Source organism: Mesorhizobium sp. M00.F.Ca.ET.216.01.1.1, from assembly GCF_004010325.2.
GTDB lineage: Bacteria > Pseudomonadota > Alphaproteobacteria > Rhizobiales > Rhizobiaceae > Mesorhizobium.
Genome location: NZ_SADR02000005.1, coordinates 143140 through 169670, shown reverse-complemented (window position 1 = coordinate 169670; position 26531 = coordinate 143140). Strand labels below are relative to the sequence as shown.

Here is a 26531-nt window from a genome sequence, read left to right as displayed (position 1 = left end):
TAGAACATTCACCATGAACTGGCATCTTCAGGACGCGAAGAACAATTTTTCCAAAGTGGTCCAGCGCGCGCGCAGCGAGGGACCGCAGACGGTAACCCTGCGTGGCGAGCGCGCTGCGGTGGTGCTTTCTGCCGAAGACTACGACCGTTTGGCGGGAAAAAAGAAAACGCTGGCCGAGTATCTTTTGACCGGACCGGTCTGGGACGATGATTTCGCCGAGGAGGTCACACGTCGCTCGGATACGATGATCCGGGATGTCGACCTATAGTGTATCTGCTCGACACGAATATCGTTTCGGACGTGCAGCGGCGCCTGCCCAAGCCGACCGCCTGGTTGGCTTCGATAGATCCAGCTTCGGCGTATCTCAGCGTTATCACCATCGGCGAGATCGAGCGCGGGATCGTCGAGCAGCGCAAGGCCGATCCCGAAAGGGCCAAGCGTCTTGACATTTGGCTGCGAGAGCTTCGCCGAGGCAATGCCGATCGCATCCTTGCGGTTACCGAGGAGGTCGCTTTGAGTTGGGGCCGCATTTCGGCTGGCCGCACCAAAGGCAGCGCCGATACGCTCATCGCCGCGACCGCCCTTGTCCACGATCTCATCCTGGTTACACGCAACGTCGCCGACTTCGACGATACCGGCGTGACGGTTCTCAACCCCTGGGAAATCTGACCCCATTTTCCATGATGGTGCGGCTGACTGACCGCCAAGCAAGCCGCGAGACCTTTGAGCCAGCCGAGCAAGTCTGAGGCAGGGCGGCCGCGTCATAGCACCGCATTGCGAGGCCCGGGTCGCGTCTTACGTTTTTGTTAAGACCAAGATGAAGACCACGAGCGACCAATCATGGCCGTTCCTTTGCGATGTCGAAGGAGGGCACCATGAGCAAAGAACGCGTTTACCATAACCGGTATGTCTCCGACGGGCTGCATCCATATGTCTACCGGGCAATGATCGGGCTTGTCGTGTGGTACGCGCTGTCGGCCTGGGCAGGTTTCGGCGGCGGCAGCTACGCCAACTATCTTCTCGTCGTCATGACCGGATTCCTCATCATCTCGGTGGCGTTGCCAGCCATTGCCGGCCGCCTCTGGCTTCGACACCATCACCGGGAGCCGCAACCGCCAGCAACTTCGAGGACTGAATCGCCGGCGAATTCGATACCGGAGAGGGTCGCATGGATGCCAAGACGGCGCTGATCGAGATCCTGCTGCCGCTCGCCGCCGTTGCCTTCGGCATGACCGGTTTCGCGATTGTCACGCGCCTGGGTAGTGGTTGACGGCATGCCTGTGCGGTTGCCTCCACAAGAGCGAGCATACCGCGCCGTGGCGATCTCCTGCGCCCGGCAAACACGCGAAAGCGGAATCACGACCTCGCAGCAGAACCGCGCCGGCGTCAAATTGAATGTTCTTCATCGACAAGGATGGAGACCAAGCAGTCACGCTCGCCGTCGCGGCGTGGATTGCGCCGCAATCCCAGCGGGGCCGTGTCCGGATTAGTTCTGGAATTGACGTTCTCGGGATCGCGCGCGAGTTGCCCGAGTTGCCGTCGGCGCCCGGAGGGGCAAGCTAGGGCCGGCCGCATAACTCCGCTCTTCCGATAATGAGCCCCAGGTCGCCAGCACGCACGTCACTGGTTTCGGTCGCAAATGCCTGGTTGACGAGATAGATCTTGGCGGCGAAGTGCGCGATGCTCGCGGAATTAAGCAGATCCCAAGGTTCCCCATTCGCGTAGAGCTGCCAACTCGATATAAGGCGTGTGTCGGAGGCGTAGAGTCCCTTGTTCGTGGGCCAAGAGATCTGGCCGTCCTGTTCTGTCACCAGAAAGCTGCGGCCTTGATTGATAGCCAAGCGCGGCGGTCCGATCGCAATTTTTGAAGTCATCGCGGGCATTTCTCACTGGGACGACAGATCCTGTGCGCAGCAGCGTTCAAGTCCGAGGCGGGGATCGCTGGCTCCACGGTGTCGACGCGATTCTCTGGCTCGTTGCTTTCAACCATAGGTATGATTTGGATCACCGGCGAAACTAGGCAAGCGGCTGGGGCAGCACGCGCCGAAGACAGCATGGGCGGCCTGCAGGACAAGTTTCACCATTCGGCCCAGTCCAGAAATTCTTTGTGACAAACCTGGAAACGAAACGTATCGTTCCTATATGGTTTGAAGTCGTCATCACACCTCTGGAGCCGCACCATGCGCTACAATCAACTTGGGAATACGGGGATGTTCGTCTCCGAACTTTGCCTGGGCACCATGACCTTCGGCGCCGCCGGCGAAAACGCCCAATGGGGCCTGATCGCCAGCCTCGACCAGGATGGCGTCGACAGGATCGTCGAGCGCTCGCTCGCCGCCGGCGTCAATTTCTTCGATACTGCCGACGTCTATTCCTTCGGCGCGTCGGAACGGTTGCTCGGCCAGTCGCTGAGGAATCTCGGCGTCAGGCGGCAGGACGTCATCATCGCCACCAAGGTCCAGGGCGCCATGGGCAACGGGCCCAACCAGCGCGGCTCCTCGCGCGGCCACATCATGGATTCGATCGACGAGAGCCTCGAACGATTGCAGCTCGACCATATCGATCTCTATCAGCTTCACGGCACTGACACGGTGACGCCGATCGACGAAACGCTGCGGGCGCTCGACGATCTGGTTGCCAGTGGCAAGGTCCGTTATGTCGGCGTCTCGAACTGGCAGGCGTGGCGCGTCGCCAAGGCGCTGGGCATCGCCGACCGCAAGGGCTTTGCCCGCTTCGAGACTGTCCAGTCCTACTACTCGATCGCCGGCCGCGATCTGGAGCGCGAGATCGTACCCCTGCTCAACGAAGAAAAGCTCGGGCTGATGGTCTGGTCGCCGATGGCGGGTGGTCTGCTATCCGGCAAATACGGGCCCGGCGCGCCCGGCAATGGCGAGGGCCGCCGCGCCAGCTTCAATTTCCCGCCGGTCAACGAGGATCGCGCCTGGGCGGCGGTTGCCGTCATGCGCGAGATCGCCGGCAAGCACGGCGTCGGCGTCGCCACCGTGGCGCTCGGCTATGTGCTGGCAAAGCCGTTCGTGATGAGCGTCATCATCGGCGCCAGCCGCATGGAACAGCTCGAACAGAACCTTGCCGCCACCGAGCTGAGGCTCGATGCCGACGATCTCGCCCGCCTCGACGAGGTCAGCGCGCTGCCGTCCGAATATCCGGGCTGGATGCTCGAACGACAGGCGGCAGGCCGGCGACCGGCGCCGTTCACGCCAAAGGCTTGATTTCGATTAACGTCACAGCCGGACAGTCTCGACCAGAAAATCGAGAAAGGCCCGCACCCGCGCCGGCAGATGTTTGCCCTGGCCGACATAGACGGCGTGGGTGAGTTCCTCGTCGCCGGGGTTGAACTCTTCCAGCAGCGGCATCAGCCGCCCGGCGGCGATGTCGGCCTCGACATGCCAGCGTGCCAGCCGGGCGATGCCCGTGCCGGAGAGCGCCATCAGCCGCATCGCCTCGCCATCGCTGACCAGCGCGTTTCCGCTGATCGGGACGATGAATGCCTCGCCGGCCGCGTCGACGAAGGGCCAGCCGTCGATATGCCGCGCGAAGCAGAAGCCCATCCGGTTGTGGCGATCGAGATCGGCCGGCGTCTGGGGCGCGCCATGTGTCTCGAGGTAGGATGGCGCCGCGATGACAACCACCGGACTTTGCCCGAGCTTGCGCGCCACCAGCCGCGATTCTGCGAGCGGCCCGGCACGGATGGCGACATCGGCGCGCTCCTCCATCAGGTCGATGACGTGGTCGGTCAAGACGAGGTCGACCGAGATTTCCGCATAGCGTTCGAGGAAGCGCGGCAGAAGCGGGATCAGCCGGTGCTGCCCGAAAGGCACATAGCTGTTGACGCGCAGCCGTCCTCGAGGTGCTGCGCCCGCCGCCGCCTCGCGCTCGGCCGCCGCCATGTCGGCCAGGATGCGCAGGCCGCTTTCGTAGAAGGCGGCTCCTTCCGGCGTGAGTTGCAGCTTGCGCGTCGAACGGCTGACCAGCCGCGCGCCAAGCCGTGCCTCCAGCCGCGCGATCAGCTTGCTCACCGCTGACGGCGTCATCCGCAGCATCCGCGCCGCAGCCGAAAAGCTGCCTGCCTCGACGACGCGGACGAACACTTCGATCTCGCCGGAGCGGTTGATGTCAGGCCTGGTCATTCGTGAATCTATTTCACAGAAAATGTGCCCCTAGCAAGGCTGGTTCACAATTCACTGCAACACGATCTTCCGGGCAGGGCGCGGGAAGACACGGGCGCCCGTCGTCAAACTGGCCGTCAACGAACCGGAAGGTCGCCATGCCTGTTGCTCTCTACGCCCTCGCCGCCGGTGCCTTCGGCATCGGCGTCACCGAATTCGTCATCATGGGCCTGCTGCTCGACGTCAGCACCGACCTCGGCGTCTCGATCTCGGCTGCCGGCCAGCTCATTTCGGGCTATGCGCTCGGCGTCGTCGTCGGCGCACCGCTGCTGACCATCGTCACCGGCCGCTGGCCGCGCAAGACCGTGCTGCTGGCGCTGATGGCGATCTTCACGCTTGGCAACCTCGCCTGCGCGCTGGCCCCCGACTATTGGACGCTGATGGGCGCTCGGGTGCTCGCTGCCTTCGCTCACGGCACCTTCTTCGGCGTCGGCTCGGTGGTGGCGACCGGGCTGGTGGCGCCCAACAAGAAGGCCTCAGCGATCGCCCTCATGTTCACCGGCCTGACCATCGCCAACATTCTTGGCGTTCCCCTCGGCACCTGGCTCGGCCAGGCCTTCGGCTGGCGAGCGACCTTCTGGGCGGTGACATTGGTCGGGGTCGCGGCCTTCGCCATCATTTTCCTGCTGGTGCCGCGCAGCCAGGCAGCGCCCGAAAAGAGCGACCTGCGCGGCGATCTCGCCGTGCTCGGCCGCAAGCCCGTCCTGCTTGGCTTCGCCACCACGGTGCTTGGCTATGCCGGCGTCTTCGCCGTCTTCACCTACATCGCGCCCTTGCTGACCGAGATCAGCGGCTTCCGGGAAGCGGCGGTGTCGCCGATCCTGCTCGTCTTCGGCGGCGGCCTCATCGCTGGCAATTTGCTCGGCGGCAAATTCGCCGACCGCTGGCTGGTGTCCTCCGTGCTCGGCAGCCTTGTCGTGCTGGGGCTGGTGCTCGGCACGATGACCTTTGCCCTGCACAGCCAGTTGACGGCTATCATCTATGTTGGCCTGCTCGGCGCCGCCGCCTTTGCCACCGTGGCGCCGCTGCAGATGTGGGTGCTGGAAAAGGCTGAAGGCGCCGGCCAGAGCCTCGCCTCATCCTTCAACATCGCCGCCTTCAATCTCGGCAATGCGGCCGGCGCATGGCTCGGCGGCGTCGTCATCGCCCATGGCCCCGGGCTCGGCGCCGTCACCTGGGTCGCCGCCCTGCTGCCGCTCTTCGCACTCGTGGTGGCGGCGCTGGCGCTGCGCCTCGACACTACAGCGCCGCGCGTCCTCTTGGACGCGCAAAGGACGCTGTAGCACTTTGATTTTGCGCATGATCCTTTCCGAAAATCGACTTCGATTTTCGGGGTCATGCGCTGGTCCGCTGCTTGCCGCACCTGCATCCATCCGGTCGAGACGATCCCAGCCAAGCCATCTTTCGACATCACAACATCACAAGGAGCAAGATCATGGACTATCGACGTCTCGGCGCCTCCGGCCTGAAGGTGCCGGCGCTTTCATTTGGCACCGGAACCTTTGGCGGTTCGGGGCCGCTGTTCAGCGCCTGGGGCAACAGCGACGCCAGGGAAGCGCGGCGGCTGCTCGACATCTGCCTCGAGGCCGGCGTCAACCTGTTCGACACCGCCGACGTCTATTCGAACGGCGCTTCCGAAGAGGTGCTCGGTGATGCCATCAAGGGCCGCCGCGATGTCGTGCTGATCTCGACCAAGACCTCGCTGCCGATGGGCGACGGGCCGAACGACGCCGGCTCCTCCCGTTCGCGGCTGATCAAGGCCGTGGACGACGCGCTGAAGCGTCTCGGCACCGATTACATCGACCTTTTGCAACTGCACGCCTTCGACGCCGGAACGCCTGTCGAAGAGGTGTTGTCGACGCTGGACAATCTGGTGCGCGCCGGCAAGCTGCGTTATGTCGGCGTCTCCAACTTTTCCGGCTGGCAGGTGATGAAATCGCTCGGCCTGGCCGAAAAGCATGGCTACCCGCGTTACGTCGCCCATCAGGTCTATTATTCGCTGGTCGGCCGCGACTATGAATGGGAGCTGATGCCGCTCGGCCTCGACCAGGGCGTCGGTGCGCTGGTGTGGAGCCCGCTCGGCTGGGGCCGCCTGACCGGCAAGATCCGCCGCGGCGAACTGCTACCGGAAAATAGCCGGCTGCACGACACCGCGAGCTTCGGGCCGCCGGTCGAGGACGAGCAGCTCTACCGGGTCGTCGACGCGCTTGACGCCGTGGCCGAGGAAACCGGCAAGACGGTGCCACAGATCGCCATCAACTGGCTGCTGCAGCGGCCGACCGTGTCGTCCGTCATCATCGGCGCCCGCAACGAGGAACAGCTGCGCCAGAACCTCGGCGCCGTCGGCTGGACGCTGACATCAGACCAGATGAAAAAGCTCGATGCCGCAAGCGCGGTCACAGCGCCCTATCCCTATTTTCCCTATCGCCGCCAGGAAGGCTTCGCCCGACTCAACCCGCCGGCAGTCTGACCGTCGCGATACATCAAACGTCCGGGGATAAAGGTGTGTCGAGATTCAGGTCAGGCCGAGCCGAGAGAGTGGCTTCCGAGAACCGGAGCGGCGGCCTCACCTGAATATCGACACGCCCTAATGCAGCACGAACTCGCCGTCCACCTTGCGCCATTCGTTCGGCGCGATCAGCTTCTGGTGCGTGTAGACAACCGAGTGCAGCGGCCCCTCGATCCTGGTTTTCCAGAATTCGATGAACCGGACCAGCACCGGAAAGTTCGGCGCGATGTCGTAGTCCTGCCAGATGAAGCTCTGCAGCAGATGCGGATGATCGGGAAAGTGATAAAGAATCTTGGCCGTGGTCAAGCCATAGCCTTTGAGCATCAGGTCCATTTCGGAAAGGTCGCGCATCGCGGTCCCTGGTTGATTCTCCTTTCCTCCCAGCATTGGATTCTGCGCGCCGTTGCTTAACTGTCTATTGATTTTTCCTGATCGAAGCTGGGTTTTTCACGCGAAAACATGTAGTTAGCAGCGATCGCATGCGAGTGCTGACACTACAGCGCCGCGTCTTCTTGGACGCGCAAAGGACGCTGTAGCACTTTTGATTTGGCGCATGATCCTTTCCGAACCGAAGGTCAGCGAAGCAAAAATCGGTCCCGATTTTCGGGGTCATGCGCTAGCGGAGAAGACGGCTGCGGCATCCCGCCGCGCGAATCCAACGTCTAATATTGCCGTTATCGCGGAACTGTTAATAATGCGCGCGAATTCGCGGCCGCATCGTCGCGAGCCCGCCCGCGGTCAAGCCGGCGGCTTGATTTGGGGAGGAAAGTGAAGAAATGTCCGATGCTCATGTCCATCGCGTCCAGCCGGCGTGGAAGAAGAACGCGCTGATCGACAACGACACGTACCTGAAATGGTATGCTGACAGCGTCAAGAATCCGGACAAGTTCTGGGGCAAGCACGGCAAGCGCATCGACTGGTTCAAGCCTTTCAGCAAGGTCAAGAACACCTGCTTCGATGGCAAGGTCTCGATCAAATGGTTTGAGGATGGCAAGACCAACGTATCCTGGAACTGCATCGACCGGCATCTGAAGAAGCGCGGCGACCAGACCGCCATCATCTGGGAAGGCGACAACCCCTATGACGACAGGAAGGTCACCTACAACGAGCTTTACGGACATGTCTGCCGGCTCGCCAATGTGCTGAAGAAGCACGGCGTCAAGAAGGGCGGCCGCGTCACCATCTACATGCCGATGATCCCCGAAACGGCCTATGCGATGCTCGCCTGCACGCGCATCGGCGCCATCCATTCGGTCGTCTTCGGCGGCTTCTCGCCGGACGCGCTGGCCGGCCGCATCGACGATTGCAAATCGACCTTCGTCATTACCGCCGACGAGGGCCTGCGCGGCGGCAAGTCGATCCCGTTGAAGGACAATACCGACAAGGCGATCGAGATCGCCGCCAAGGCCGGAACCAAGGTCGAAAAGGTCATGGTGGTGCGTCGCACCGGCGGCAAGACCGGCTGGGTCGCCGGACGCGACGTCTGGTATCACGACGAGGTCGCGACGGTTAAGGCGGAGTGCAAGCCGGAGAAGATGAACGCAGAGGACCCGCTGTTCATCCTTTACACCTCAGGCTCGACCGGCAAGCCGAAGGGTGTGCTGCACACCACCGCCGGCTATCTAGTCTATGTCTCGATGACGCACCAATATGTCTTCGACTACCATGACGGAGACATCTACTGGTGCACTGCCGATGTCGGCTGGGTCACCGGCCACAGCTACATCGTCTACGGCCCGCTCGCCAACGGCGCCACCACGCTGATGTTCGAGGGCGTGCCGAATTATCCGTCGCAATCCCGCTTCTGGGAGGTCATCGACAAGCACAACGTCAACATCTTCTACACCGCGCCGACGGCGTTGCGCGCGTTGATGGGTGCCGGCGACGCCCATGTCACCAAGACATCGCGCAAATCGCTGCGCGTGCTCGGCACGGTCGGTGAGCCGATCAATCCCGAAGCCTGGGAGTGGTATTTCAATGTCGTTGGCAACGGCAAGGTGCCGATCGTCGACACATGGTGGCAGACCGAGACCGGTGGCATCCTGATAACGCCGCTGCCCGGCGCCACCGACCTCAAGGCGGGCTCGGCGACGCGGCCCTTCTTCGGCGTCAAGCCGCAGCTGGTCGACGGTGACGGCAAGCTGCTCGAAGGCGACGGCGACGGCAATCTCTGCATCGCCGATTCGTGGCCGGGCCAGATGCGCACTGTCTATGGCGATCACGAGCGCTTCGTGCAGACCTATTTTTCGACCTACAAGGGCAAATACTTCACCGGCGACGGCTGCCGCCGCGACGCCGACGGCTATTACTGGATCACCGGCCGCGTCGACGATGTCATCAATGTCTCCGGCCATCGCATGGGCACAGCAGAGGTCGAATCGGCACTGGTCAGCCACGACAAGGTCTCCGAGGCAGCCGTTGTCGGCTACCCGCACGACATCAAGGGCCAGGGCATCTATTGCTATGTCACGCTGATGGCCGGCGAAAAGCCGAGCGAGGAGTTGCGCAAGGAACTTGTCGCCCATGTCCGCAAGGAGATCGGCGCCATTGCTAGCCCGGACAAGATCCAGTTTGCGCCGAGCCTGCCCAAAACCCGGTCGGGCAAGATCATGCGCCGCATCCTGCGCAAGATCGCCGAGGACGATTTTTCCACGCTCGGCGACATCTCGACGCTGGCCGATCCGGCTGTGGTCGACGACCTGATCGCCAACCGGCAGAACAAGAAGGCCTGATGCAGGCAGCAATAGGCGTCGTCGCCCAACTTTGGCGCTATCCGGCGAGTTCGCTCGCCGGCGAGCGCCTTGACGCGATCTCGGTCGGTCCGGAAACCATCGACGGCGACCGCCTGTTCGGCCTTGTCGACGCTTCGAACGATGAGATCGCACGGCCCGATCGCGACGCGAAATGGCACAAGGTGCCGCGCATCCGGACCCGGCTGACCGGTGACCGCGAACTTGAAGTCGCCGTCCCCGGTGGCGACTGGTTGTCCGCGCCGGCAGCCGAAAGCGACCGCGCCGTCTCCGCCTATCTCGGCTTTGCGGCCTCGATCCGGCCGTTTCGCCGTGAAAACGCCGCGTCCAGCTATTCCGGGCCACTGACCGCCGAGCGTTACCGAAAAGCCCCCATTCACCTCCTGACTACGGCCTCGCTGGCTCGCTTGAGAGCGTTGCATCCAGAAGGCGCTGCCGATCCGCGCCGTTTCCGCGCCAACATCGTCGTCGACATGCCGGCGGTCGAGGGCTCGTTTCCCGAGACGGAATGGATCGGCCGCAAGCTGGCGATCGGCGAGCTGCTGTTGACCATCTCCGAACCGTGCCGCCGCTGCGGCTTCACCATCATCGCCCAGGGTGGCTTCGAAAACGACCCGGCAATCCTGCGCAATCTGGTCCGCCACAACGCGCACAATCTCGGCGTCTACTGCACAGTCGGCCGGCCCGCCCATGTTGAGGTGGGCGAGATGATGCGGTTCGTTTAGTTCCTCGACTCATGCCTTCGTCATCCTGGGCGAAGCAAGGAGCGAAGTGACGCGGCGCAGACCCCAGGATGACGAAGGCGTGGGTGGCAACAGCCTCCGTTCTATCGTCTAGGACGGACATCCTCCCGGTACAAATCCGCCCGCGTCGGCGGCAGGCCGCTTGGCCCCCGCGCGCGCTTGGTGACGACTGTCTGGAAAATCTGCGCCGAGGCGCGTTCGAAAGTGATCGAACAGCCCGTCAGATAGAGCAGCCACAAGCGCGCCCTGGCTTCGCCGACCTCGGCGATCGCCTCGTCGAAGCGTGCGTGGAGGCGCTCGGCCCAGAGGCGGCAGGTGCGGGCGTAGTGCTCGCGCAAATTCTCGACGTCGTAGACGAGGAAGCCGTGCGCCTCGAGATTGCCGAGCGTCATGCCGATGGTGTCGAGTTCGCCGCCGGGGAAGATGTATTTGATGAGCGCCTTGTATTCCGGCCCCTTGCGAAGGGTCTTCCGCATATCGCCCTTGCTGCGCCTGGTGATCGCGTGGTGCAGATAGATGCCGCCCGGCTTGAGCAGGCGATGGATCGTCGAGAAGTAGGCGGCATGGTTGACGAGGCCCAGATGCTCGAACATGCCGATCGACGATATCTTGTCGAAGGAGCCGGAGAGCTCGGCATAGGATTTTATCTCGATGGTGATGCGATCCTCCAGCCCTTCGGCGCGAATGCGCTCGCGGGCGAGTTTCGTCTGGGCCTCCGACAACGAGACGCCGTGGCCGACGACACCATAGTTTTTCGCGGCGTGCATGAGCATCGCTCCCCAGCCGCAGCCGATGTCGAGCAGCCTTTCGCCCGGCTTCAGCCTGAGCTTGCGGCAGATGTGGTCGAGCTTGTCGATTTGCGCCTGGTCGATGTCGTTGGAGAAATCCTTGAAGTAGCCGCAGCTGTAGACCATGCGCTCGTCGAGGAAGAGCCGGTAGAAGGCATTCGAAATATCGTAGTGATGCTGGATCGCCTCCTTGCTCGAACCGCTGACGAAAGGATTGCGGCCGGAAAGATCGCTGCGCGCCGTCATCTGCTTTCGCGAAAACAGCACCGCCGGCAAGTCGCGCAGGATCGCCAGCTTCGGCAATGACTTCAGCTTTGTCCTGAGCTTGCCTTGCGAAGGCAAGGCGTAGAAGTCGAACAGCGAACCGTCCTCGATGTCGACCGTCTTGGAAATCCACATCTCGATCAGCGTCGACAAGGAGGGCCGGCGCAGCATCTGCCAGACGATGTCCTGGTCATTGATGGTCAGCACCGGCCCGCTGGCCGGGCCGATCCGCTCGCCGGTCCACAGCCTGACCGCAAAGCCCGGCTTCAGCGTTTCGATGACCGTTCGAACGATCCGGGCTGCCCTCTCGGCTGCCTCCATGCCTGTTCCCTCCCATATCCGACCCATATCCGGCGACGATCTTGCCTGTCCGCTCGGCCGGCCGCAACCCGCTGTGGCGCGGCAGCAACCCAAGCGGCTTTTTCAGTACGGCGCCTTGCCATTTGCCGAGCCGCACCCCATCATGCGGGCGTGTTCAACAAATCGAAAGGAGGTGATCCGATGTCGAGTGATTTCGTTTTCCAGAACGTGGCCTCAGCGGATCGCACTTTCGGGAAGCAGTCTTCCCGTTAAGGCGCGAGATGCGCGGCTGGCGACGCCTAGAGCGCCGCGCGTCCTTTGGACGCCCAAAGGACGTTCTAGCATTTTGAAGCGTCGCCGCCATGAGCCGCGCCATGGACGGAAACACGGAAGGCCGCCGGCTTTGCAGGAAGCGGCGGCCTTTTTCCTTTGGCTCGCTACTTGGTGCGGGCGATCTCCTTGAGAAGCGCTTCGACGCCGCCTTCGCGGCCTATGCCAGCATCTGCGTGCTGATCGTCCTGTTCACGCCGTGATAAGGCGGCTTGAACAGATTGCGTTCCTGCTCGTAGGTCCAGACCTTGAACAGGCTGAGCCGGTGCTGGCCGAAACTGTGCAGCAGCGGCACGTCGGTGGCGTCGCGACCACGCGCGATGACGACGCGGCCGATCCTCGGTTTGTTGTGACGGGGGTCGAACGTGTACCATTTACCGTCGAGGAACACTTCCAGCCAGGCCGAGAAATCCATCGGCGCCGGGTCGATCGGCACGCCGATGTCGCCGAGATAACCGTTCACGTAGCGGGCCGGGATGTTCATGCAGCGGCAGAGCGTGATCGCCAGATGGGCGAAATCGCGGCAGACGCCGACGCGCTCCTCATGCGCCTGCGCCGCGGTGCGGGTCGGACGCGCATAGCCGTAACCGAAGGACAGGCGGTTGTGGACATAAGCGACGATCGCCTGCACCCGTGCCCAGCCGGGCGGAAGTGGGCCGAAAAGCTGCCAGGCCAATCCGCTGAGGTGATCGGTCTCGCAATAGCGGCTGCCCAAGAGATAGCCGAGCACGTCGTCCGGCAACTCGGCCACCGGCACTTCCCTGGCCAGCGTGTTGACCTCGTCCGTTTCGCCGCTGTCCTCGATGACCGCGTCGTAAAGGATGCGAAAGCCGCCGGCCGGCGCCGTGAAACGGCGGCAGGCATTGCCATGGACGTCGTGATAGACCCTGGTCGGCACCGCAGGCGACGTCAGCACGCGCGTCTGCCGCTTGATGTCGGCCTGACGGTCCCTGTGGATGTCGAGCAACGAGATGACCGGCGTGGCTTCAGCACATTCAATGGCGATTTCATAGCCGAGCCGGATCAGCATCACGGTTCCCCCCTTCGGTCATGATGGAAGACAGTTTTGCTCAACGCGGGGAGGTGACCATGGTTCCCGCTGGAACCATCGAAAAGTCGCCGCGCGCCTTCCAATCGAGACGCCGCGACGTTACCGTCGATCGACACGCCGTGATCCTCCCGAAACGACCCAGGACATCAGATGTTTGCAGGCAGAGAATTCGCAGCCTTCCTGTTCGATATGGATGGCACCGTGCTCAATTCGATTGCCGCGACAGAACGGGTCTGGGCACATTGGGCACGTCGGCAAGGTCTCGACGTGGCCGCATTCCTGCCGACCATCCACGGCGTGCGGGCGATCGAGACCATCGGCCGGCTGGCGCTGCCAGGCCTCGATCCTGTCCGCGAAGCCGATTGGCTTTTGAAGGCCGAGGCGGCCGATCTCGACGGCATTCATCCGATCGCCGGTGCGGTAGCGTTTCTGGCTTCGCTGCCGCCCGAGCGCTGGGCCATAGCCACGTCGGCGCCGCGCGAGCTCGCCCTGCTGCGCATGAAGGCCGCCGGCATCCCGGTCCCCGCCGTGCTTGTCGCCGGAGAGGACGTTTCACGCGGCAAACCGGCGCCTGACTGTTTCCGGCTCGCGGCCGAGCGGCTCGGCGTCGACGCCCGAGACTGCCTTGTCTTTGAGGATGCTCCGGCCGGCATAGCGGCAGCCGAAGCTGCGGAGGCAGCGGTCATGGTGATCAGCGCCACACACCAGCAGCCGTTGCAGACGCCGCATGCCGCCATCGCCGGATACGAAATGATCAGCATCGCCGTCGACGACCGCGGCTGGATCGCCATCGAGCCCGCGCGTTCGGCGGTCTACCTGGATTAAAAATCGCTGGCCAGGCCCTTGACCTCCCAGTCCCCGTAGCGGCCGGGCTCCTTGCCGCCGCGGCCACCGATCTCGTTCGGCATTGCGGCTTCCTTCTCGCGGTATTTTTCGCGCCTTGCTTCGGCTTCTGCCAGAGCGCGGCGGGCCGCCGGCGACAGCGTCTTTTGCGGCGTCTGACCGGGGTTGGCTTCGGTTTTGCTGGTTTCGTCGATCATGCGATATTCCGGGCGGATTGAAACAGGCCCGATTGAAACGTGGGCCGGCATTTCCCATCCTATAGCGACGAGTAGCGCATGACCCCGAAAATCGGAATCGATTTTCGGATAGGATCATGCGCAAAATAAAAGTGTTACAGGCGTCCTTTGCGCGTCCAAAGCACGCGCGGCGCTGTAAGGGGATCGACCCTTTTTTGCCAGTCGGGCTGAAATGGAGCAGACGATGAACACACTTCGCACTGCCATGCTTTTGGCCGCGATGACGGCACTGTTCATGGGCGTCGGCTATATGATCGGCGGATCGGGCGGCATGGTGATCGCGCTGCTGATCGCCGCCGGCACCAACCTTTTCAGCTACTGGAACGCCGACAAGATGGTGCTGGCGATGAACCGCGCCGTCGAGGTCGACGAAAAGAACGCGCCCGAATATTTTGCCATCGTGCAGGGTCTCGCCAACCGGGCCGGCCTGCCGATGCCAAGAACCTACCTGATCGACAACCCGCAGCCGAATGCCTTCGCCACCGGCCGCAACCCGCAGAATGCGGCGGTCGCCGCCACCACCGGCCTGCTGCAGCGGCTCTCGCATGAGGAGGTCGCCGCGGTGATGGCGCACGAACTCGCCCATGTGCAGCACCGCGACACGCTGACCATGACGATCGTCGCCACGCTTGCCGGTGCAATCTCGATGCTCGGCAATTTCGCCTTCTTCTTCGGCGGCAACCGCGACAACAACCCCTTCGGCTTTGTCGGCGTGCTGGTGGCGATGATCGTGGCGCCTTTTGCCGCCATGATCGTGCAGATGGCGGTCAGCCGCACCCGCGAATACGAGGCCGACCGGCGCGGTGCCGAAATCTGTGGACACCCGCTCTGGCTCGCATCGGCCCTTGACAAGATCGCCGGTGACGCCGAACGCATCCGCAACCCGGATGCCGAACGCAATCCGGCCACTGCCCACCTCTTCATCATCAATCCTCTTTCCGGCGAGCGCATGGACGGCCTGTTTTCCACCCACCCGAGCACCGACAACCGCATCGCCGCCTTGCAGGCGATGGCGCGGAACATGGGCGGAGCGCCCGAAGCAGCCGTGGCGCCTCAGCAGGAAGACGAACGGCAGCCGTCGGGCCCGTGGGACAGGGCCGCGCAGCCCGAGCCGCCGGCCGAACCGGCCAGGCCGAAATCCAATCCCTGGGGGCGCAATCCGACCGGACCCAAAGGTCCGTGGTCGTGAACGAAGCCAAGCGCCGGCACGGAATTTCAGGCGATCGTGAAGACAATGCAGGCGGCAAGCCCGTTGCCGGCCTCGCCGCGCGCAAGGCGGCCGCCCGTCTGCTTGCCGCCGTCATCGATGCCAGGACCCCGCTCGACGGGCTGACCGACCATGAGAACGGCCATCCGCAATACAAGGCGCTAGACCTGCGCGACCGCGCGCTGGTGCGCGCCATACTTGTCACCGCGCTGCGCTACCGCATGACCATATCAGGGCTCTTGGCCCGCCGCCTGGAAAAGCCGCTGCCGCCCAACGCGACCGCGCTGTCGCATATATTGCATGTGGCGGCGGCGCAGATCCTGTTCCTAGACATTCCGGACAGCGCTGCCGTCGACCTTGCCGTGACCCATGCCAAGTCCGATCCACGGACCGTGCGCTTTTCAGGCCTCGTCAACGGCCTGCTGCGCACGCTGGTGCGTTCCAAGCAGGCCGAGCTGGCCGCAGCGCTTGCCGCCACCGACGAGGCGCCAAAATGGTTTTCCGACCGGCTGAAGGCAACCTACGGCACTGACAAGGCCAGGCAGATTCTCGCGGCCCACCGCCACGAGGCGCCGGTCGATTTCACCGTCAAATCCGACCCCGCGCTGTGGGCGGAAAAGCTCGGCGGCATTGTGCTGCCGACCGGCACGGTGCGAGTGGAAAAGCTCAGTGCTTCCGTCCCCGAACTGCCCGGCTTCGTAGACGGCGCCTGGTGGGTGCAGGATGCGGCGGCCAGCCTGCCGGCCCGGCTGTTCGGCGATGTCAAAGGGCTTGGCGTCGCCGATCTCTGCGCCGCTCCCGGCGGCAAGACCGCCCAGCTCATCCTCGCCGGCGCTCATGTCACCGCCGTCGATAGCTCGAAGAACCGGCTGGCGCGGCTGGAGCAGAATCTCGATCGGCTTGGCCTGTCGGCAGAGATCGTCCAGGCCGACCTGCTCAAGTACCAACCGGAGCACCTATTCGACGCCGTTCTCCTTGACGCGCCCTGCTCTTCGACCGGCACGGTGCGGCGCCATCCCGACGTGCCTTGGACCAAGACGCCGGCCGATATCGAAAAGCTCGCCGACCTGCAGGTAAGGCTGCTCGCCCGCGCCGCCACTTTGGTCAAGCCAGGTGGGAGGATCGTCTTTTCCAACTGTTCGCTCGACCCGCTCGAGGGCGAGGAGCTCTATCGCTCCTTCCTCGCGGGGACGGCGGATGTCGTCGACGATCCGATCCGGATCGGCGAAATTGCCGGCATCGATCCATTTCTGGCGCCGCAAGGCACGCTGCGCACCACGCCCGCCGATATGGCGCTCGATTCACCTGGGATTTCCGGCCTCGACGGCTTCTTTGCCGCCCGCATGCGCAAAGCCGGCTAAAGACTCCAGCCTCTAAAATTTGTCGACTGTTTTAGGGAGGACATCCGGCAACAGCGTGAACTCTTTCACGTCCACGGAATTCGCCTTCGCATAAGTTCTTGAATCATATAATCTTGTCTCCGGGGTATGAGACGATCTGGAGGGTTTTTGGCATTCGTTGCCGGCAACACGGCGCGTCTATGGACGCTTGTCGCGAAGGAGTTCTGGCGCAAGACGCGCCGGCGCCTGCGTGCTGGTCCCGTCTATCGCTGGCGCTATTCCGGCCGCACGCCTGAACGTGTTTTGATTGCGCCGCCGGACCTGCGGCTCGCCGACCCACAGATCGCGCTCGAGATCTATTATGGCCGCTATCCGCTGTCCGGGCATCTGGTCGAGACCGGTGGCAAGTCGCCGTTCCAGATCGACGTGCCCAATCGCGGCTGGCAAAAGTCGCTACACGGCTTTCGCTGGCTGCGCCACATGCGCGCCGCCGGTACCGAGCTTGCCGCCGCCAATGCCCGTGCCCTGGTCTCCGACTGGATCGCCATGCATGGCAGCAATATTTCCGGCATCGCCTGGGAGCCCGGCACGACGGCCAAGCGCGTCATTGCCTGGCTGCAGCATTCCTCCGTCGTGCTGCAGGGCGCCGAATTTCCCTTCTACCGGGCCTTCCTCAAATCGCTGGCCATGCAGATCCGCTATCTCAGGTCGATGGCGCGCGAGATGCCGGACGGCAAGGACAGGCTGCGTGCCCGCATCGCGCTTGCCTTTGCCGCCCTGTCGTTGCCGGCTCCGGCATCGGCGCTGCGTGGCGCCACCCGCAACCTCGCCGAGGAGCTCGACGGCCAGATCCTTCCCGACGGCGGCCACATTTCCCGCAATCCGATGGCCGTCCTCGAGCTTCTCGCCGACCTACTGCCACTGCGCCAGACCTACGCCAATCAGGCCGAAACACCGCCTGCGGCCCTGATGGGCGCCATCGACCGCATGCTGCCGGCGCTGCGCTTCTTTCGCCACCAGGATGGCAGCCTTGCCCGCTTCAACGGCATGGGCGCGACCATTCACGACCGCATCGCCACCATCCTGCGCCATGACGACACGGCCGGCGCGCCGTTGCTGCATGCGCCGCATTCGGGCTATGAGCGCCTGTCCATGGGTGGCGTGACGGTGATCGCCGATACCGGCCTGCCGCCGCCCGTCGACGTTTCCAATGCCGCCCATGCCGGCTGCCTGGCCTTCGAACTGTCCTCCGGCAGCCAGCACTATGTCGTCAATGCCGGCATAGACACCTATGGCGCCGCGGAATTCCGGCCGCTGGCCCGCGCCACGGCAGCGCACTCGACCGCCACCATCAATGACACCTCGTCGGCGCGGTTCAGCCATTCGCTGCGCGTCAACGACCTGCTCGGCTCGCCGCTGATCGGCGGCCCGCAGCATGTGCCTTGCAAACGCACCGACCAAAAGGGCAGCCAGGGTTTTCTCGCCCGCCACGACGGTTATGTCGTGCGCTTCGGCTTCCTGCATGAGCGTGAGCTGACATTGTCGACGAACGGCAACGTGCTCGCCGGCAGGGACCGTTTCCTGCGGCCCGGCGGGGCGGCGATCCGCAACAACGGACGTGATCTCGTCGCAGTCCGCTTCCACATCCATCCCGACATAAACCTGCTCCAGGACGAGCACGACCGCCTGGTGCTGACCGCCGACCAGGCCGACACCTGGGTGTTCACCTGCGGTGAAATTGTGCCGGAAGTGGAGGAATCGATCTATTTCGCCGGCCTTGGTGGCCCGCGCCGCAGCCGGCAGATCATGCTTGCCTTCAAGGCATCGGAGATCGTCGAGGTTCACTGGCAACTGACGCGGACGGTCATCGCCGGCCAGCGGGAAAACAACTGACCGTGTCTGCCGGGACGGCGCTTCCGGCTTGATTTCCAGGCGTCATGTGCTACGGCGCGGACATCTCCCACTAGTGAAAGGCCGCCAGCCCATGGCCGTCGCCGCCAAGAACATTCCTGCGCCCGACCTCGTTCCCGTCCGTCGCGCTCTGCTTTCGGTTTTCGACAAGACCGGCCTGATCGATTTCGCCAGGGCGCTGGCAGCGGCCGGCGTCGAGTTGGTCTCCACCGGCGGCACCGCAAAGGCGATCGCCGCGGCCGGCATGGCGGTGCGCGATGTGTCCGAGCTGACAGGCTTTCCCGAAATCATGGATGGTCGCGTCAAGACCTTGCACCCGTCGGTGCATGGAGCGCTGCTCGGCGTGCGCGACGATCCCGAGCACGCCGCCGCGATGCGCGATCACGGCATAGAGCCGATCGATCTCGTGGTCTCCAATCTCTATCCCTTCGAGGAGGTCCGCCGTTCCGGCGCCGAGTATGCCTCGATCGTCGAGAACATCGACATAGGCGGTCCGGCTATGATCCGCGCCGCAGCCAAGAACCACGCCTACGTCGCCATCGTCACCGATCCCGACGACTATGCCCCGGTGCTCAACGCGCTGGAGATGAATATCGGCTCACTGTCGCTGGACTTCCGCAAGAAGCTGGCGGCCAAGGCCTTTGCCCGCACCGCTACCTACGACGCGGCGATCTCCGGCTGGTTCGCCGAGGCGCTGGAGATCGAGCATCCGACATGGCGCGCTTTCGGTGGCAGGCTGGCAACGGTGATGCGCTACGGCGAGAACCCGCACCAGGGCGCCGGCTTCTACGTCGATGGCGACAAGCGGCCGGGTGTCGCCACCGCGCGCCAGCTTCAGGGCAAGCAGCTGTCCTACAACAACATCAACGACACCGACGCCGCCTTCGAGCTGGTCGGCGAGTTCGATCCGGCCCGCTCCGCCGCCGTCGCCATCATCAAGCACGCCAACCCGTGCGGCGTCGCCGAGGATGTGTCACTAAAGGCAGCCTACGCCAAGGCGCTGGCCTGCGATCCGGTTTCGGCTTTTGGCGGCATCGTTGCCATGAACCGCATCCTCGATGCCGAGGCCGCCGAGGAGATCGTGAAAACCTTCACCGAGGTCATCATCGCGCCGGACGCCTCCGAGGAGGCCATCCACATCGTTGCTGCCAAGAAAAATCTGCGCTTGCTGGTCACCGGCGGCTTGCCCGATCCGCGCGCCGCCGGCACCACCGTGAAGTCCGTCGCCGGCGGACTACTCGTCCAGGGCCGCGACAACGCGGTTGTCGATGACCTCGACCTCAAAGTGGTGACCAAACGCGCCCCGACGCCGGCCGAGATAGCCGATCTGAGATTTGCTTTCCGCATCGCCAAGCACGTCAAGTCCAACGCCATCGTCTATGCAAAGGACGGCGCGACGGTCGGCATCGGCGCCGGCCAGATGAGCCGCGTCGATTCCTCGCGCATCGCCGCCCGCAAGGCGCTCGACGCGGCCGAGGCCGCGGAGCCGCTGACCAAAGGCTCGGTCGTCGCCTCCGACGCCTTCTTTCCATTCGCCGACGGGCTGTTGTCGGCTATCGAAGCCGGCGCCACCGCTGTCATCCAGCCGGGTGGCTCGATGCGCGACGACGATGTCATCGCCGCCGCCGACGAGCATGGCATCGCCATGGTGTTTACCGGCGTACGACATTTCAGGCATTGAGCCCTTTCCTTCTCCCCTTGTGGGAGGAAGGGCCTACTCGGCCGGCCGGTCCGCCGGATAGGGCGTGCGGACCAGGATCGCGATGCCGACGCCAAGGAACAGGATGATCACCGACATGCCAAGCCGCGCCGATCCGCTGACAGCGGTGATCGTTGCGAACAGGAATGGCGCCAGGAAGCTGGTTGCCCGTCCGGCCAGCGCGTAGATGCCGAAATAGCGGCCCGATTCCGCTGCGGTGACGCTGCGCGCCATGTAGGAGCGCGAAGACGCCTGCACCGGCCCGAAGGCAAGCCCGATGAGCAGGCCGTAAAAGATGTAGGCCTTTTCCGCCGCCGTGCCGAACAGGCCGCCAGAATCGGCGGCGGAAAACGGCAGCGCGCCGAAAAGCGTGTAGCCCGGCCCGGTCGAGACGACGCCGACGGTGGCGGCCGACAGCATCACCAGGGCGATCAGCACCACCATCTTGGAGCCCAGACTGGTATCGACGCGGGCCGCGATCCAGCAGCCGAAGATGGCGACGACGTTGAGGATGATGCCGAACAGGCCGATCTCAGTGATCGACCAGCCGAACATTGCCGCCGCAAACGTGCCGCCCAGCGACAGCAGCGCATTGACGCCGTCCTGATAGATCATGCGGGCGACAAGGAAGCGGAAGATGCCACTGCGCTTGCGCACTTCGGTCAGCGTCGATTTCAGTTCCGACAGCCCCTCGCGCACCGCAGGTCTGATCGGAATGCCTTTGATGGCGTCGGGTGTGAACAAGAACATCGGCAGGATGAACAGGAAATACCACGCCGCCGACAGCGGACCGGTGGCCCGCGCGTCCTCGCCGAGTTTCGGGTCGAGCCCGAGGATCGGGTCGAGGCCGAGGATCGTCTTGCCGGTCTCCGGCGAACTGGCCATGACGGCGACGACGAAGATCAGCGCGATCATGCCGCCAAGATAACCAAGGCCCCAGGCGATATTCGAAATCCGGCCAATCTCGCTCTTCGGCACCAGGCGCGGCATCATCGAATCGTTGAACACGGTCGAGAATTCCGCCGCCACCGAGGCCAGCGAGAAGAACAGCACCACCAGGAAAAGGTTCGAACCCGGCGCAGCGAACCACAGTAGGCTGAGGCAGGTGATCTTGATTGCGGCGAAGAAAGCGATCCACGGCTTGCGCGGCCCGGTCTGGTCGGCAATCGAGCCGAGGATCGGCGACAGAACGGCGATGACCAGCCCCGCCGCAGCGATGCCGTAGCCCCAGGCGGCCTGGCCCGTCTCCGGGTTGCTTGCCATGCGCGAGACGAAATAGGGTCCGAAGATGAAGGTGGTGACGACCGTAAAGAACGGCTGCGCCGCCCAGTCGAATAACATCCACCCCCAGATGCCGCGCCCCGAGGCCCGCTGCACTGCCATCTCCGTCATGTCCCCTCCGTCATTTTTGTTGATCTTGCCCGAAACCGGCTCCCGCTTTTCGCTGCCGCGGACCTGCGGTTCGGGATCATGCCTGGCGGAACCCCGAAGCAGGGCGCCGCTTTGCTCTATAGCGCAGTTCTTGCCGGCAATCTTGCAGGATGCGGCCAGCAGTCATCGCACCGTCAGGTCGCTCATCAGCCCCGACGCCACCGATAGCCGCGACACCGTAATCTCGCCACCCTCGGTCAAAGCCTGCAGCCGCTCGCGGATGCGCGCCACCCGCTCGCCGCCGGCCTCCAGCCACGCTGCGACCGGGTCCGCCGCCTTGGCATGGCCGGTAAGCGCCGCCTCCGCGATGCCGCGCCTGGCCGCGCCGATCGTGTCGCTGGCACGGGAAAGAGCCAGTTGGTCGTAGTAATCCGAGGGTGAGATCGAGCGCGCCGCGTCCTCGACGCGCGGAATGCGGAAGGCATCGCTGACCGCGAAAAACGCCTTCGCGGCGGCGACGATGTCGGCATTCGCGGTGCGAGCGGTCAGCGCGATATCGGGGATGACTCCAGCGACATCTGTCAGCGCCAGCTGTTCTGCCAGGCTTTCGGGCGCACCGTCCTTGAACAGGCCGTGCCGCCGCTCTTCGATCCGCTCGCGCGAGAAGGCCGGCAACAGCGAAACGAGCTTCGGATCCAGCGCCTTGCGCGCCTCCTGCAACTCGGCGATCCGCTGGCCAAGGGGTGCTGCGCCGGTATCGTTCTTCAGATACCATCCACTGGTCGTATAGATCAGCCGTCCGACCGCCTGATAGAGGTCGAGTTGCACCTGTCCGTCGATCTGATTGTCGAGCGCGTCGATCTCGCGATAGAGCGCCGGCAGCGCAAAACCGTCCCGCACCACGGCGAAGGTGCGAACCACGTCGGCGGCGCTGCGGCCGCTTGATTCCTGCAGCCTGTTGACGAAGGACGGCCCGCCGCGATTGACCAGGTCATTGGCGACGACACGGGCGATGATTTCGCGGCGCAGCCGATGGCCATGGATTTCGGCCGCGTATTTCTTCGCCATGCGAGCCGGGAAATAGCCCATCAGGTCGTGGTCGAAATGCGGATCATCGGGCACGTCGCTGGCGACGATGTCGGAAAACAGCACGATCTTGGCATAGGCAAGCAGCACGCCAAGCTCGGCCCTGGTCAACGGCTCGCCGCGCGCCTCGCGTTCGGCAAGGGCTGCCGGCGACGGCAGCGTCTCGACGGCGCGGTCGAGCAGGCCGCGCGCCTCCAGCGCCGTCATGAAGCGGCTCTGGTGGGCTATGTCGGCGAGGCCGCGCTTGCGGGCGATGGAAAGCGCCAGCGTCTGCTGGTAATTGTTGGCCAGCACCAGGGCGCTCACCTCGTCGGTCATCTCCGCCAGCAATTTGTTGCGCGCCGGGCGGGTCAGCGATCCCTTGCGCATGGCGGAGGCCAGCGCGATCTTGATATTGACCTCGACGTCGGAGCAGTTGACGCCGCCCGAATTGTCGATGGCGTCGGAATTGCAGCGGCCGCCATGCAATCCGAACTCGATGCGGGCCCGCTGCGTCGCGCCAAGATTGGCGCCCTCGCCGATGACCTTGGCGCGCACCTCGAGCGCGGTGACGCGGATGGCATCGTTGGCACGGTCGCCGACCTCCTGGTTGGTTTCGGTCGATGCCCTGAGATACGTGCCGATGCCGCCGAACCACAGGAGATCAACCGGCGCCTTGAGGATGGCGTTCACGATCTCGACCGGCGTGGCGGTCGTCTTGCTTAGGCCGATGGCCGCGGCGGCAGCTGCGTGCAGCGTGATCGACTTCTGGCCGCGCGAGACAATGATGCCACCTTCGGACAGCTTCGTCTTGTCGTAGTCCTGCCAGCTCGAACGCGGCAAATCGAACATGCGTCGGCGTTCGGCCATCGAGGCCGCCATGTCGGGATCGGGATCGATGAAGATGTCGCGATGGTCGAAGGCGGCGATCAGCCGGGTCTGCTCCGACAACAGCATGCCGTTACCGAACACGTCGCCCGACATGTCGCCGACGCCGACGACGGTGAAGGGCGAGGTCTGGATGTCGCGGTTCATCTCGCGGAAATGCCGCTTGACCGCCTCCCACGCGCCCTTGGCGGTGATGCCCATCTTCTTGTGGTCATAGCCGGCCGAGCCGCCGCTGGCGAAGGCATCGTCGAGCCAGAAGCCATGTTTCTCGCTGATCGCATTGGCGATGTCGGAGAAGGTCGCCGTGCCCTTGTCGGCGGCGACGACGAAATAGGGATCGTCCGGATCGCGCCGCACCACGCCGGCCGGCGGGATGACCTCGTCGACGCCGATATTGTCGGTGATCGACAACAGGCTGGAAACATAGTTCGTGTAGGCCGAGGTGCCGGCCTGGAAGATGGCGTCGCGGCCGGCGCTCATCGGCAGCTTCTTCGGATAAAAGCCGCCCTTGGCGCCGACAGGCACGATCACCGCGTTCTTGACCTGCTGCGCCTTGACCAGGCCAAGCACCTCGGTGCGGTAATCCTGGGCGCGGTCCGACCAGCGCAGGCCGCCGCGGGCGACCGGGCCGAAGCGCAGATGCACGCCCTCGACCTCGGAGCCGTAGACGAAGATCTCGCGCCATGGCCGCGGCGCCGGCAAGCCAACGACCGCCTGCGAATCGAGCTTGATCGCCAGCGATTGGCCTTTCTCCTTCTTGTCGGCAATGAAATGGTTGGTGCGCAGCGACGCTTCGATCAGGTTGAGGTAGCGACGGATGATGGTGTCGTCATCGATGTTGGGAACCTCTTCCAGCGCATCCCTTGTCTTGGCCTTGAGATGCTTGGCCGCCACGACGCCTTCCGTCTCGGCCGTCGGTCCAAGGCGGGCAACGAACAGCCCATACAGGCCGCGCGCGATCTCCGGATAACGGTTGAGCGCAGCGGCGATGAAATCCTGGCTTTGCGCGATGCCGACCTGCTGCAGATAGTGGCCATAGGCACGCAGGACGGCGATCTCGCCCGACCACAGGCCGGCGGTCTGAGCAAGGCCGTTATAGCTGTCATTGTCGGTGTCGCCGCGCCAGACGGACAGGAACGCGTCTTCGAACAGCGCGCCACCGTCGCTGAGGTCGATCGGCTGGCCGTAGCTGTTCTCAAGCTCCATGTCGTGGATGAAGACCATGCCCGAGGCATCGTCGCCGACCTCGAAGGTGCGCTCGCTGATGACGCGGAAGCCGATGTTTTCCAACACCGGCACCCGCCGCGACAACGCCACCGGGCTGCCATGGTGATAGATCTTCAGCGCCGCCTGATGTGGCTGCTGGTCGCCATGGCGGTAATAGTCGATGGCGATCGGATTGGCAGCATTGATCCCGGCGATGCGCCTGGCATCGGCCAGCGCCACGGCCGGCGGGAAACTGTCGCGATAGCTTTCCGAAAAGCGTGAGGCAATCGCCGTGAGCGTTGCATCGGTGCCGGTTTCGGCCGCGGTCTCGCGCAGCACGTCATCCCAGGTCCGCACGATGTCGCGGATCGCCGCTTCGATCGCCGCCTGCTCAACCTTCGGTGTCTTGCCGCCGGAACGGCCGATGATGAAGTGGACGCGGGCCAGCCCGCCTTCCGGGAAGGCGGGGTAATAGGCCGACAGCCGGCCTTGGAATACCGTCTTCAGGTACGTGCCGATCTTCTCGCGCACGACGCTGTCGTAGCGATCGCGCGGCACGAAGACGAGGATCGAGACGAAGCGGTCAAATTGGTCGGCGCGCACCAGCGCCCTGACGCGCGGCCGTTCAATCAGCCCCAGAATGGCTTCGGCATGCTTGCGCAGGATCGGCACCGGGACCTGGAACAACTCGTCGCGCGGATAGCTCTCCAATACGTTGATCAGCGCCTTGCCGGAGTGGTCGCCTGGATTGAAGCCGGATTTGGCGATGATGGTTTCGGCCTTCGAGCGCAGATAGGGGATTTTCATCACCGAGCGCGTGTAGGCGGTCGAGGTGAACAGGCCGACGATGCGCAGTTCGCCCGCAAGCACCCCCTTGGCGGTGTAGGTCTTGACGCCGATGTAATCGAGATAGATGCGGCGGTGCACCGACGACTTGGCGTTGGCCTTGGTGACGATCAGCGGCTCCGGCCCATGCAGGAAGGCGCGGATTTCCGGCGTCGTCGACACCGCTTCGGTGCCGCGCCGCAGCACCAGCACGTCGGGATCGGACAGGATGCCGAGGCCGGGCTTTTCGGCACGCTCCAGCATGCCGCTCTTCTCGCCGCCGGTGTAGTTGAACTCGCGCATGCCGAGGAAGGTGAAATTGTCGTCGCGCAGCCATTCGAGGAAGGCGATCGCCTCGGTGACGTTAGCCTTGTCGAGCGGCACCGGCGAATAGCGGAATTCGGAAATCGCGTGGTCGAGGCGGGCCAGCATCGGCTTCCAGTCGGTAACGGCGGCACGCACTTGGCCCAGCAGCTTCTTCAGCCGTCCGGCCAAAGCCTCGGCCTGGTCGGCCGAAATGCGGCCGATATGGACGTGGATGACGGAGAGCCGGTCATGGCTTTCGTCGCCCTTGGCGAAGCCACCGTCACCAAGGATTTCTTCAACGCCGCCCTTGCCATGCCGCACGACGATGACCGGGTGGGTGACCAGCAGAGGCTCGCCGGCGCTCTCTGTGACCTCGCCGAGGATGGAATCGAACAGGAACGGCATGTTGTCGTTGACGACGGTGATCACCGTCATTGGCCGGCCCTGGCGGACGACGCCGGAATCGACGTCTATGGCGACAACGCAGTCGCCCTTCTTGTGCCTGGCCACAGCGCGCCCGGCGAGATCGGCGGCGCGTTCGAGGTCTGCGACATCGTAGGCTGCGACGTCTTCAGCCGGCGTTCGGGCGAGCAGGTAATCGGCGAGCCTGCCGGGCCTTTCGCCCCCCTTTGCCACGCCTCCCTTTATCGGACCCCCCTTCACCGGACTCGTCTTTTTCGGCTGGCTCGCGGTTTTCAGGCTGGCCATGGCG

General features: G+C 64.0%; 22 protein-coding genes. 14 read left to right on the top strand and 8 right to left on the bottom strand.

Features of this window, described 5'->3' with window-relative positions; genetic code table 11:
- The first annotated feature begins 13 nt into the window (after positions 1–13).
- From EN859_RS09240 to EN859_RS09230, 3 genes are all read left to right on the top strand, one after another.
- Entirely contained in the window at positions 14–268 is a 255-nt protein-coding gene (locus tag EN859_RS09240) for a type II toxin-antitoxin system Phd/YefM family antitoxin (protein WP_127853048.1), read from the top strand.
- Entirely contained in the window at positions 268–669 is a 402-nt protein-coding gene (locus EN859_RS09235; protein ID WP_127853047.1) for a type II toxin-antitoxin system VapC family toxin, read from the top strand. The genes EN859_RS09240 and EN859_RS09235 overlap by 1 nt, the downstream gene beginning before the upstream one ends.
- Positions 670–875: 206 nt before the next feature.
- A complete protein-coding gene (locus EN859_RS09230) occupies positions 876–1190 on the top strand; it encodes a hypothetical protein (protein ID WP_127853046.1) in 315 nt (104 codons plus the stop codon).
- 369 nt (positions 1191–1559) lie between these two features.
- On the opposite strand, the gene EN859_RS09225 is transcribed toward EN859_RS09230, so the two are convergent.
- Positions 1560–1874 (bottom strand): glycogen debranching N-terminal domain-containing protein, encoded by a 315-nt coding sequence (locus tag EN859_RS09225; RefSeq protein WP_245525511.1) that lies wholly within the window; start codon positions 1872–1874, stop codon positions 1560–1562.
- A gap of 306 nt (positions 1875–2180) precedes the next feature.
- Between EN859_RS09225 and EN859_RS09220 the strand changes: the two genes are divergently transcribed.
- Positions 2181–3230: an aldo/keto reductase gene (locus EN859_RS09220; protein WP_127853045.1), complete on the top strand. Its 1050-nt coding sequence runs from the start codon at positions 2181–2183 to the stop codon at positions 3228–3230.
- A gap of 12 nt (positions 3231–3242) precedes the next feature.
- On the opposite strand, the gene EN859_RS09215 is transcribed toward EN859_RS09220, so the two are convergent.
- Positions 3243–4148 (bottom strand): LysR family transcriptional regulator, encoded by a 906-nt coding sequence (locus EN859_RS09215; protein WP_127853044.1) that lies wholly within the window; start codon positions 4146–4148, stop codon positions 3243–3245.
- 137 nt (positions 4149–4285) lie between these two features.
- Here EN859_RS09215 and EN859_RS09210 point away from each other — a divergent pair, with 137 nt between their 5' ends.
- Together EN859_RS09210 and EN859_RS09205 are read left to right on the top strand one after the other, a co-directional pair.
- Positions 4286–5470, top strand: a complete 1185-nt coding sequence (locus EN859_RS09210) for an MFS transporter (RefSeq protein WP_127853043.1) — start codon at positions 4286–4288, stop codon at positions 5468–5470.
- 152 nt (positions 5471–5622) lie between these two features.
- Positions 5623–6657, top strand: coding sequence for an aldo/keto reductase (locus EN859_RS09205; protein ID WP_127853042.1), 1035 nt, complete (start codon positions 5623–5625; stop codon positions 6655–6657).
- Between the two features lie 117 nt (positions 6658–6774).
- Here EN859_RS09205 and EN859_RS09200 read toward each other — a convergent pair whose 3' ends face one another.
- Positions 6775–7047: an aspartate-semialdehyde dehydrogenase gene (locus tag EN859_RS09200; protein ID WP_127853041.1), complete on the bottom strand. Its 273-nt coding sequence runs from the start codon at positions 7045–7047 to the stop codon at positions 6775–6777.
- 425 nt (positions 7048–7472) lie between these two features.
- Here EN859_RS09200 and acs point away from each other — a divergent pair, with 425 nt between their 5' ends.
- Together acs and EN859_RS09185 are read left to right on the top strand one after the other, a co-directional pair.
- Positions 7473–9428: an acetate--CoA ligase gene (acs, locus tag EN859_RS09190; protein ID WP_127853039.1), complete on the top strand. Its 1956-nt coding sequence runs from the start codon at positions 7473–7475 to the stop codon at positions 9426–9428.
- Positions 9428–10171: an MOSC domain-containing protein gene (locus EN859_RS09185; protein ID WP_127853038.1), complete on the top strand. Its 744-nt coding sequence runs from the start codon at positions 9428–9430 to the stop codon at positions 10169–10171. The genes acs and EN859_RS09185 overlap by 1 nt, the downstream gene beginning before the upstream one ends.
- Before the next feature lie 101 nt (positions 10172–10272).
- On the opposite strand, the gene EN859_RS09180 is transcribed toward EN859_RS09185, so the two are convergent.
- The gene (locus EN859_RS09180; RefSeq protein ID WP_127853037.1) at positions 10273–11562 is read right to left on the bottom strand and encodes a cyclopropane-fatty-acyl-phospholipid synthase family protein; all 1290 of its coding nucleotides are present in this window, start codon (positions 11560–11562) and stop codon (positions 10273–10275) included.
- A gap of 353 nt (positions 11563–11915) precedes the next feature.
- Between EN859_RS09180 and EN859_RS38035 the strand changes: the two genes are divergently transcribed.
- Positions 11916–12074: a hypothetical protein gene (locus tag EN859_RS38035; RefSeq protein ID WP_189501787.1), complete on the top strand. Its 159-nt coding sequence runs from the start codon at positions 11916–11918 to the stop codon at positions 12072–12074.
- On the opposite strand, the gene EN859_RS09175 is transcribed toward EN859_RS38035, so the two are convergent.
- Positions 12032–12901, bottom strand: a complete 870-nt coding sequence (locus EN859_RS09175; protein WP_127853036.1) for a transglutaminase family protein — start codon at positions 12899–12901, stop codon at positions 12032–12034. The two genes, EN859_RS38035 and EN859_RS09175, sit on opposite strands and share 43 nt — an antisense overlap.
- Positions 12902–13072: 171 nt before the next feature.
- Here EN859_RS09175 and EN859_RS09170 point away from each other — a divergent pair, with 171 nt between their 5' ends.
- Positions 13073–13747: an HAD-IA family hydrolase gene (locus EN859_RS09170; protein ID WP_127853035.1), complete on the top strand. Its 675-nt coding sequence runs from the start codon at positions 13073–13075 to the stop codon at positions 13745–13747.
- On the opposite strand, the gene EN859_RS09165 is transcribed toward EN859_RS09170, so the two are convergent.
- Positions 13744–13962, bottom strand: coding sequence for a DUF1674 domain-containing protein (locus EN859_RS09165; protein ID WP_127853034.1), 219 nt, complete (start codon positions 13960–13962; stop codon positions 13744–13746). The two genes, EN859_RS09170 and EN859_RS09165, sit on opposite strands and share 4 nt — an antisense overlap.
- 223 nt (positions 13963–14185) lie before the next feature.
- On the opposite strand from EN859_RS09165, the gene htpX reads away from it, so the two are divergent.
- The 4 genes from htpX (at position 14186) to purH (ending at position 20140) form a co-directional block, all read left to right on the top strand.
- Entirely contained in the window at positions 14186–15190 is a 1005-nt protein-coding gene (gene htpX, locus EN859_RS09160) for a zinc metalloprotease HtpX (protein ID WP_127853033.1), read from the top strand.
- The gene (locus EN859_RS09155; protein ID WP_189501785.1) at positions 15181–16569 is read left to right on the top strand and encodes an RsmB/NOP family class I SAM-dependent RNA methyltransferase; all 1389 of its coding nucleotides are present in this window, start codon (positions 15181–15183) and stop codon (positions 16567–16569) included. Before htpX ends, EN859_RS09155 begins: the two co-directional genes overlap by 10 nt.
- Before the next feature lie 147 nt (positions 16570–16716).
- A complete protein-coding gene (locus tag EN859_RS09150; RefSeq protein WP_127853032.1) occupies positions 16717–18441 on the top strand; it encodes a heparinase II/III family protein in 1725 nt (574 codons plus the stop codon).
- Positions 18442–18532: 91 nt separating this feature from the next.
- The gene (purH, locus tag EN859_RS09145; protein WP_127853031.1) at positions 18533–20140 is read left to right on the top strand and encodes a bifunctional phosphoribosylaminoimidazolecarboxamide formyltransferase/IMP cyclohydrolase; all 1608 of its coding nucleotides are present in this window, start codon (positions 18533–18535) and stop codon (positions 20138–20140) included.
- Positions 20141–20173: 33 nt separating this feature from the next.
- On the opposite strand, the gene EN859_RS09140 is transcribed toward purH, so the two are convergent.
- Positions 20174–21550, bottom strand: a complete 1377-nt coding sequence (locus EN859_RS09140; protein WP_127853030.1) for an MFS transporter — start codon at positions 21548–21550, stop codon at positions 20174–20176.
- A 162-nt stretch (positions 21551–21712) separates the two neighbouring features.
- Positions 21713–26527, bottom strand: coding sequence for an NAD-glutamate dehydrogenase (locus EN859_RS09135; RefSeq protein WP_127853029.1), 4815 nt, complete (start codon positions 26525–26527; stop codon positions 21713–21715).
- Positions 26528–26531: the final 4 nt, after the last annotated feature.

Excerpts from the sequence above, each read along its gene's own strand:
- EN859_RS09240 (WP_127853048.1), top strand. The coding sequence starts at position 14 with ATGAACTGGCATCTTCAGGACGCGAAGAACAATTTTTCCAAAGTGGTC.
- EN859_RS09230 (WP_127853046.1), top strand. The coding sequence starts at position 876 with ATGAGCAAAGAACGCGTTTACCATAACCGGTATGTCTCCGACGGGCTG.
- EN859_RS09225 (WP_245525511.1), bottom strand. The coding sequence starts at position 1,874 with ATGACTTCAAAAATTGCGATCGGACCGCCGCGCTTGGCTATCAATCAA.
- EN859_RS09220 (WP_127853045.1), top strand. The coding sequence starts at position 2,181 with ATGCGCTACAATCAACTTGGGAATACGGGGATGTTCGTCTCCGAACTT.
- EN859_RS09215 (WP_127853044.1), bottom strand. The coding sequence starts at position 4,148 with ATGACCAGGCCTGACATCAACCGCTCCGGCGAGATCGAAGTGTTCGTC.
- EN859_RS09210 (WP_127853043.1), top strand. The coding sequence starts at position 4,286 with ATGCCTGTTGCTCTCTACGCCCTCGCCGCCGGTGCCTTCGGCATCGGC.
- EN859_RS09205 (WP_127853042.1), top strand. The coding sequence starts at position 5,623 with ATGGACTATCGACGTCTCGGCGCCTCCGGCCTGAAGGTGCCGGCGCTT.
- EN859_RS09200 (WP_127853041.1), bottom strand. The coding sequence starts at position 7,047 with ATGCGCGACCTTTCCGAAATGGACCTGATGCTCAAAGGCTATGGCTTG.
- acs (WP_127853039.1), top strand. The coding sequence starts at position 7,473 with ATGTCCGATGCTCATGTCCATCGCGTCCAGCCGGCGTGGAAGAAGAAC.
- EN859_RS09185 (WP_127853038.1), top strand. The coding sequence starts at position 9,428 with ATGCAGGCAGCAATAGGCGTCGTCGCCCAACTTTGGCGCTATCCGGCG.
- EN859_RS09180 (WP_127853037.1), bottom strand. The coding sequence starts at position 11,562 with ATGGAGGCAGCCGAGAGGGCAGCCCGGATCGTTCGAACGGTCATCGAA.
- EN859_RS38035 (WP_189501787.1), top strand. The coding sequence starts at position 11,916 with ATGGACGGAAACACGGAAGGCCGCCGGCTTTGCAGGAAGCGGCGGCCT.
- EN859_RS09175 (WP_127853036.1), bottom strand. The coding sequence starts at position 12,901 with ATGCTGATCCGGCTCGGCTATGAAATCGCCATTGAATGTGCTGAAGCC.
- EN859_RS09170 (WP_127853035.1), top strand. The coding sequence starts at position 13,073 with ATGTTTGCAGGCAGAGAATTCGCAGCCTTCCTGTTCGATATGGATGGC.
- EN859_RS09165 (WP_127853034.1), bottom strand. The coding sequence starts at position 13,962 with ATGATCGACGAAACCAGCAAAACCGAAGCCAACCCCGGTCAGACGCCG.
- htpX (WP_127853033.1), top strand. The coding sequence starts at position 14,186 with ATGAACACACTTCGCACTGCCATGCTTTTGGCCGCGATGACGGCACTG.
- purH (WP_127853031.1), top strand. The coding sequence starts at position 18,533 with ATGGCCGTCGCCGCCAAGAACATTCCTGCGCCCGACCTCGTTCCCGTC.
- EN859_RS09140 (WP_127853030.1), bottom strand. The coding sequence starts at position 21,550 with ATGACGGAGATGGCAGTGCAGCGGGCCTCGGGGCGCGGCATCTGGGGG.
- EN859_RS09135 (WP_127853029.1), bottom strand. The coding sequence starts at position 26,527 with ATGGCCAGCCTGAAAACCGCGAGCCAGCCGAAAAAGACGAGTCCGGTG.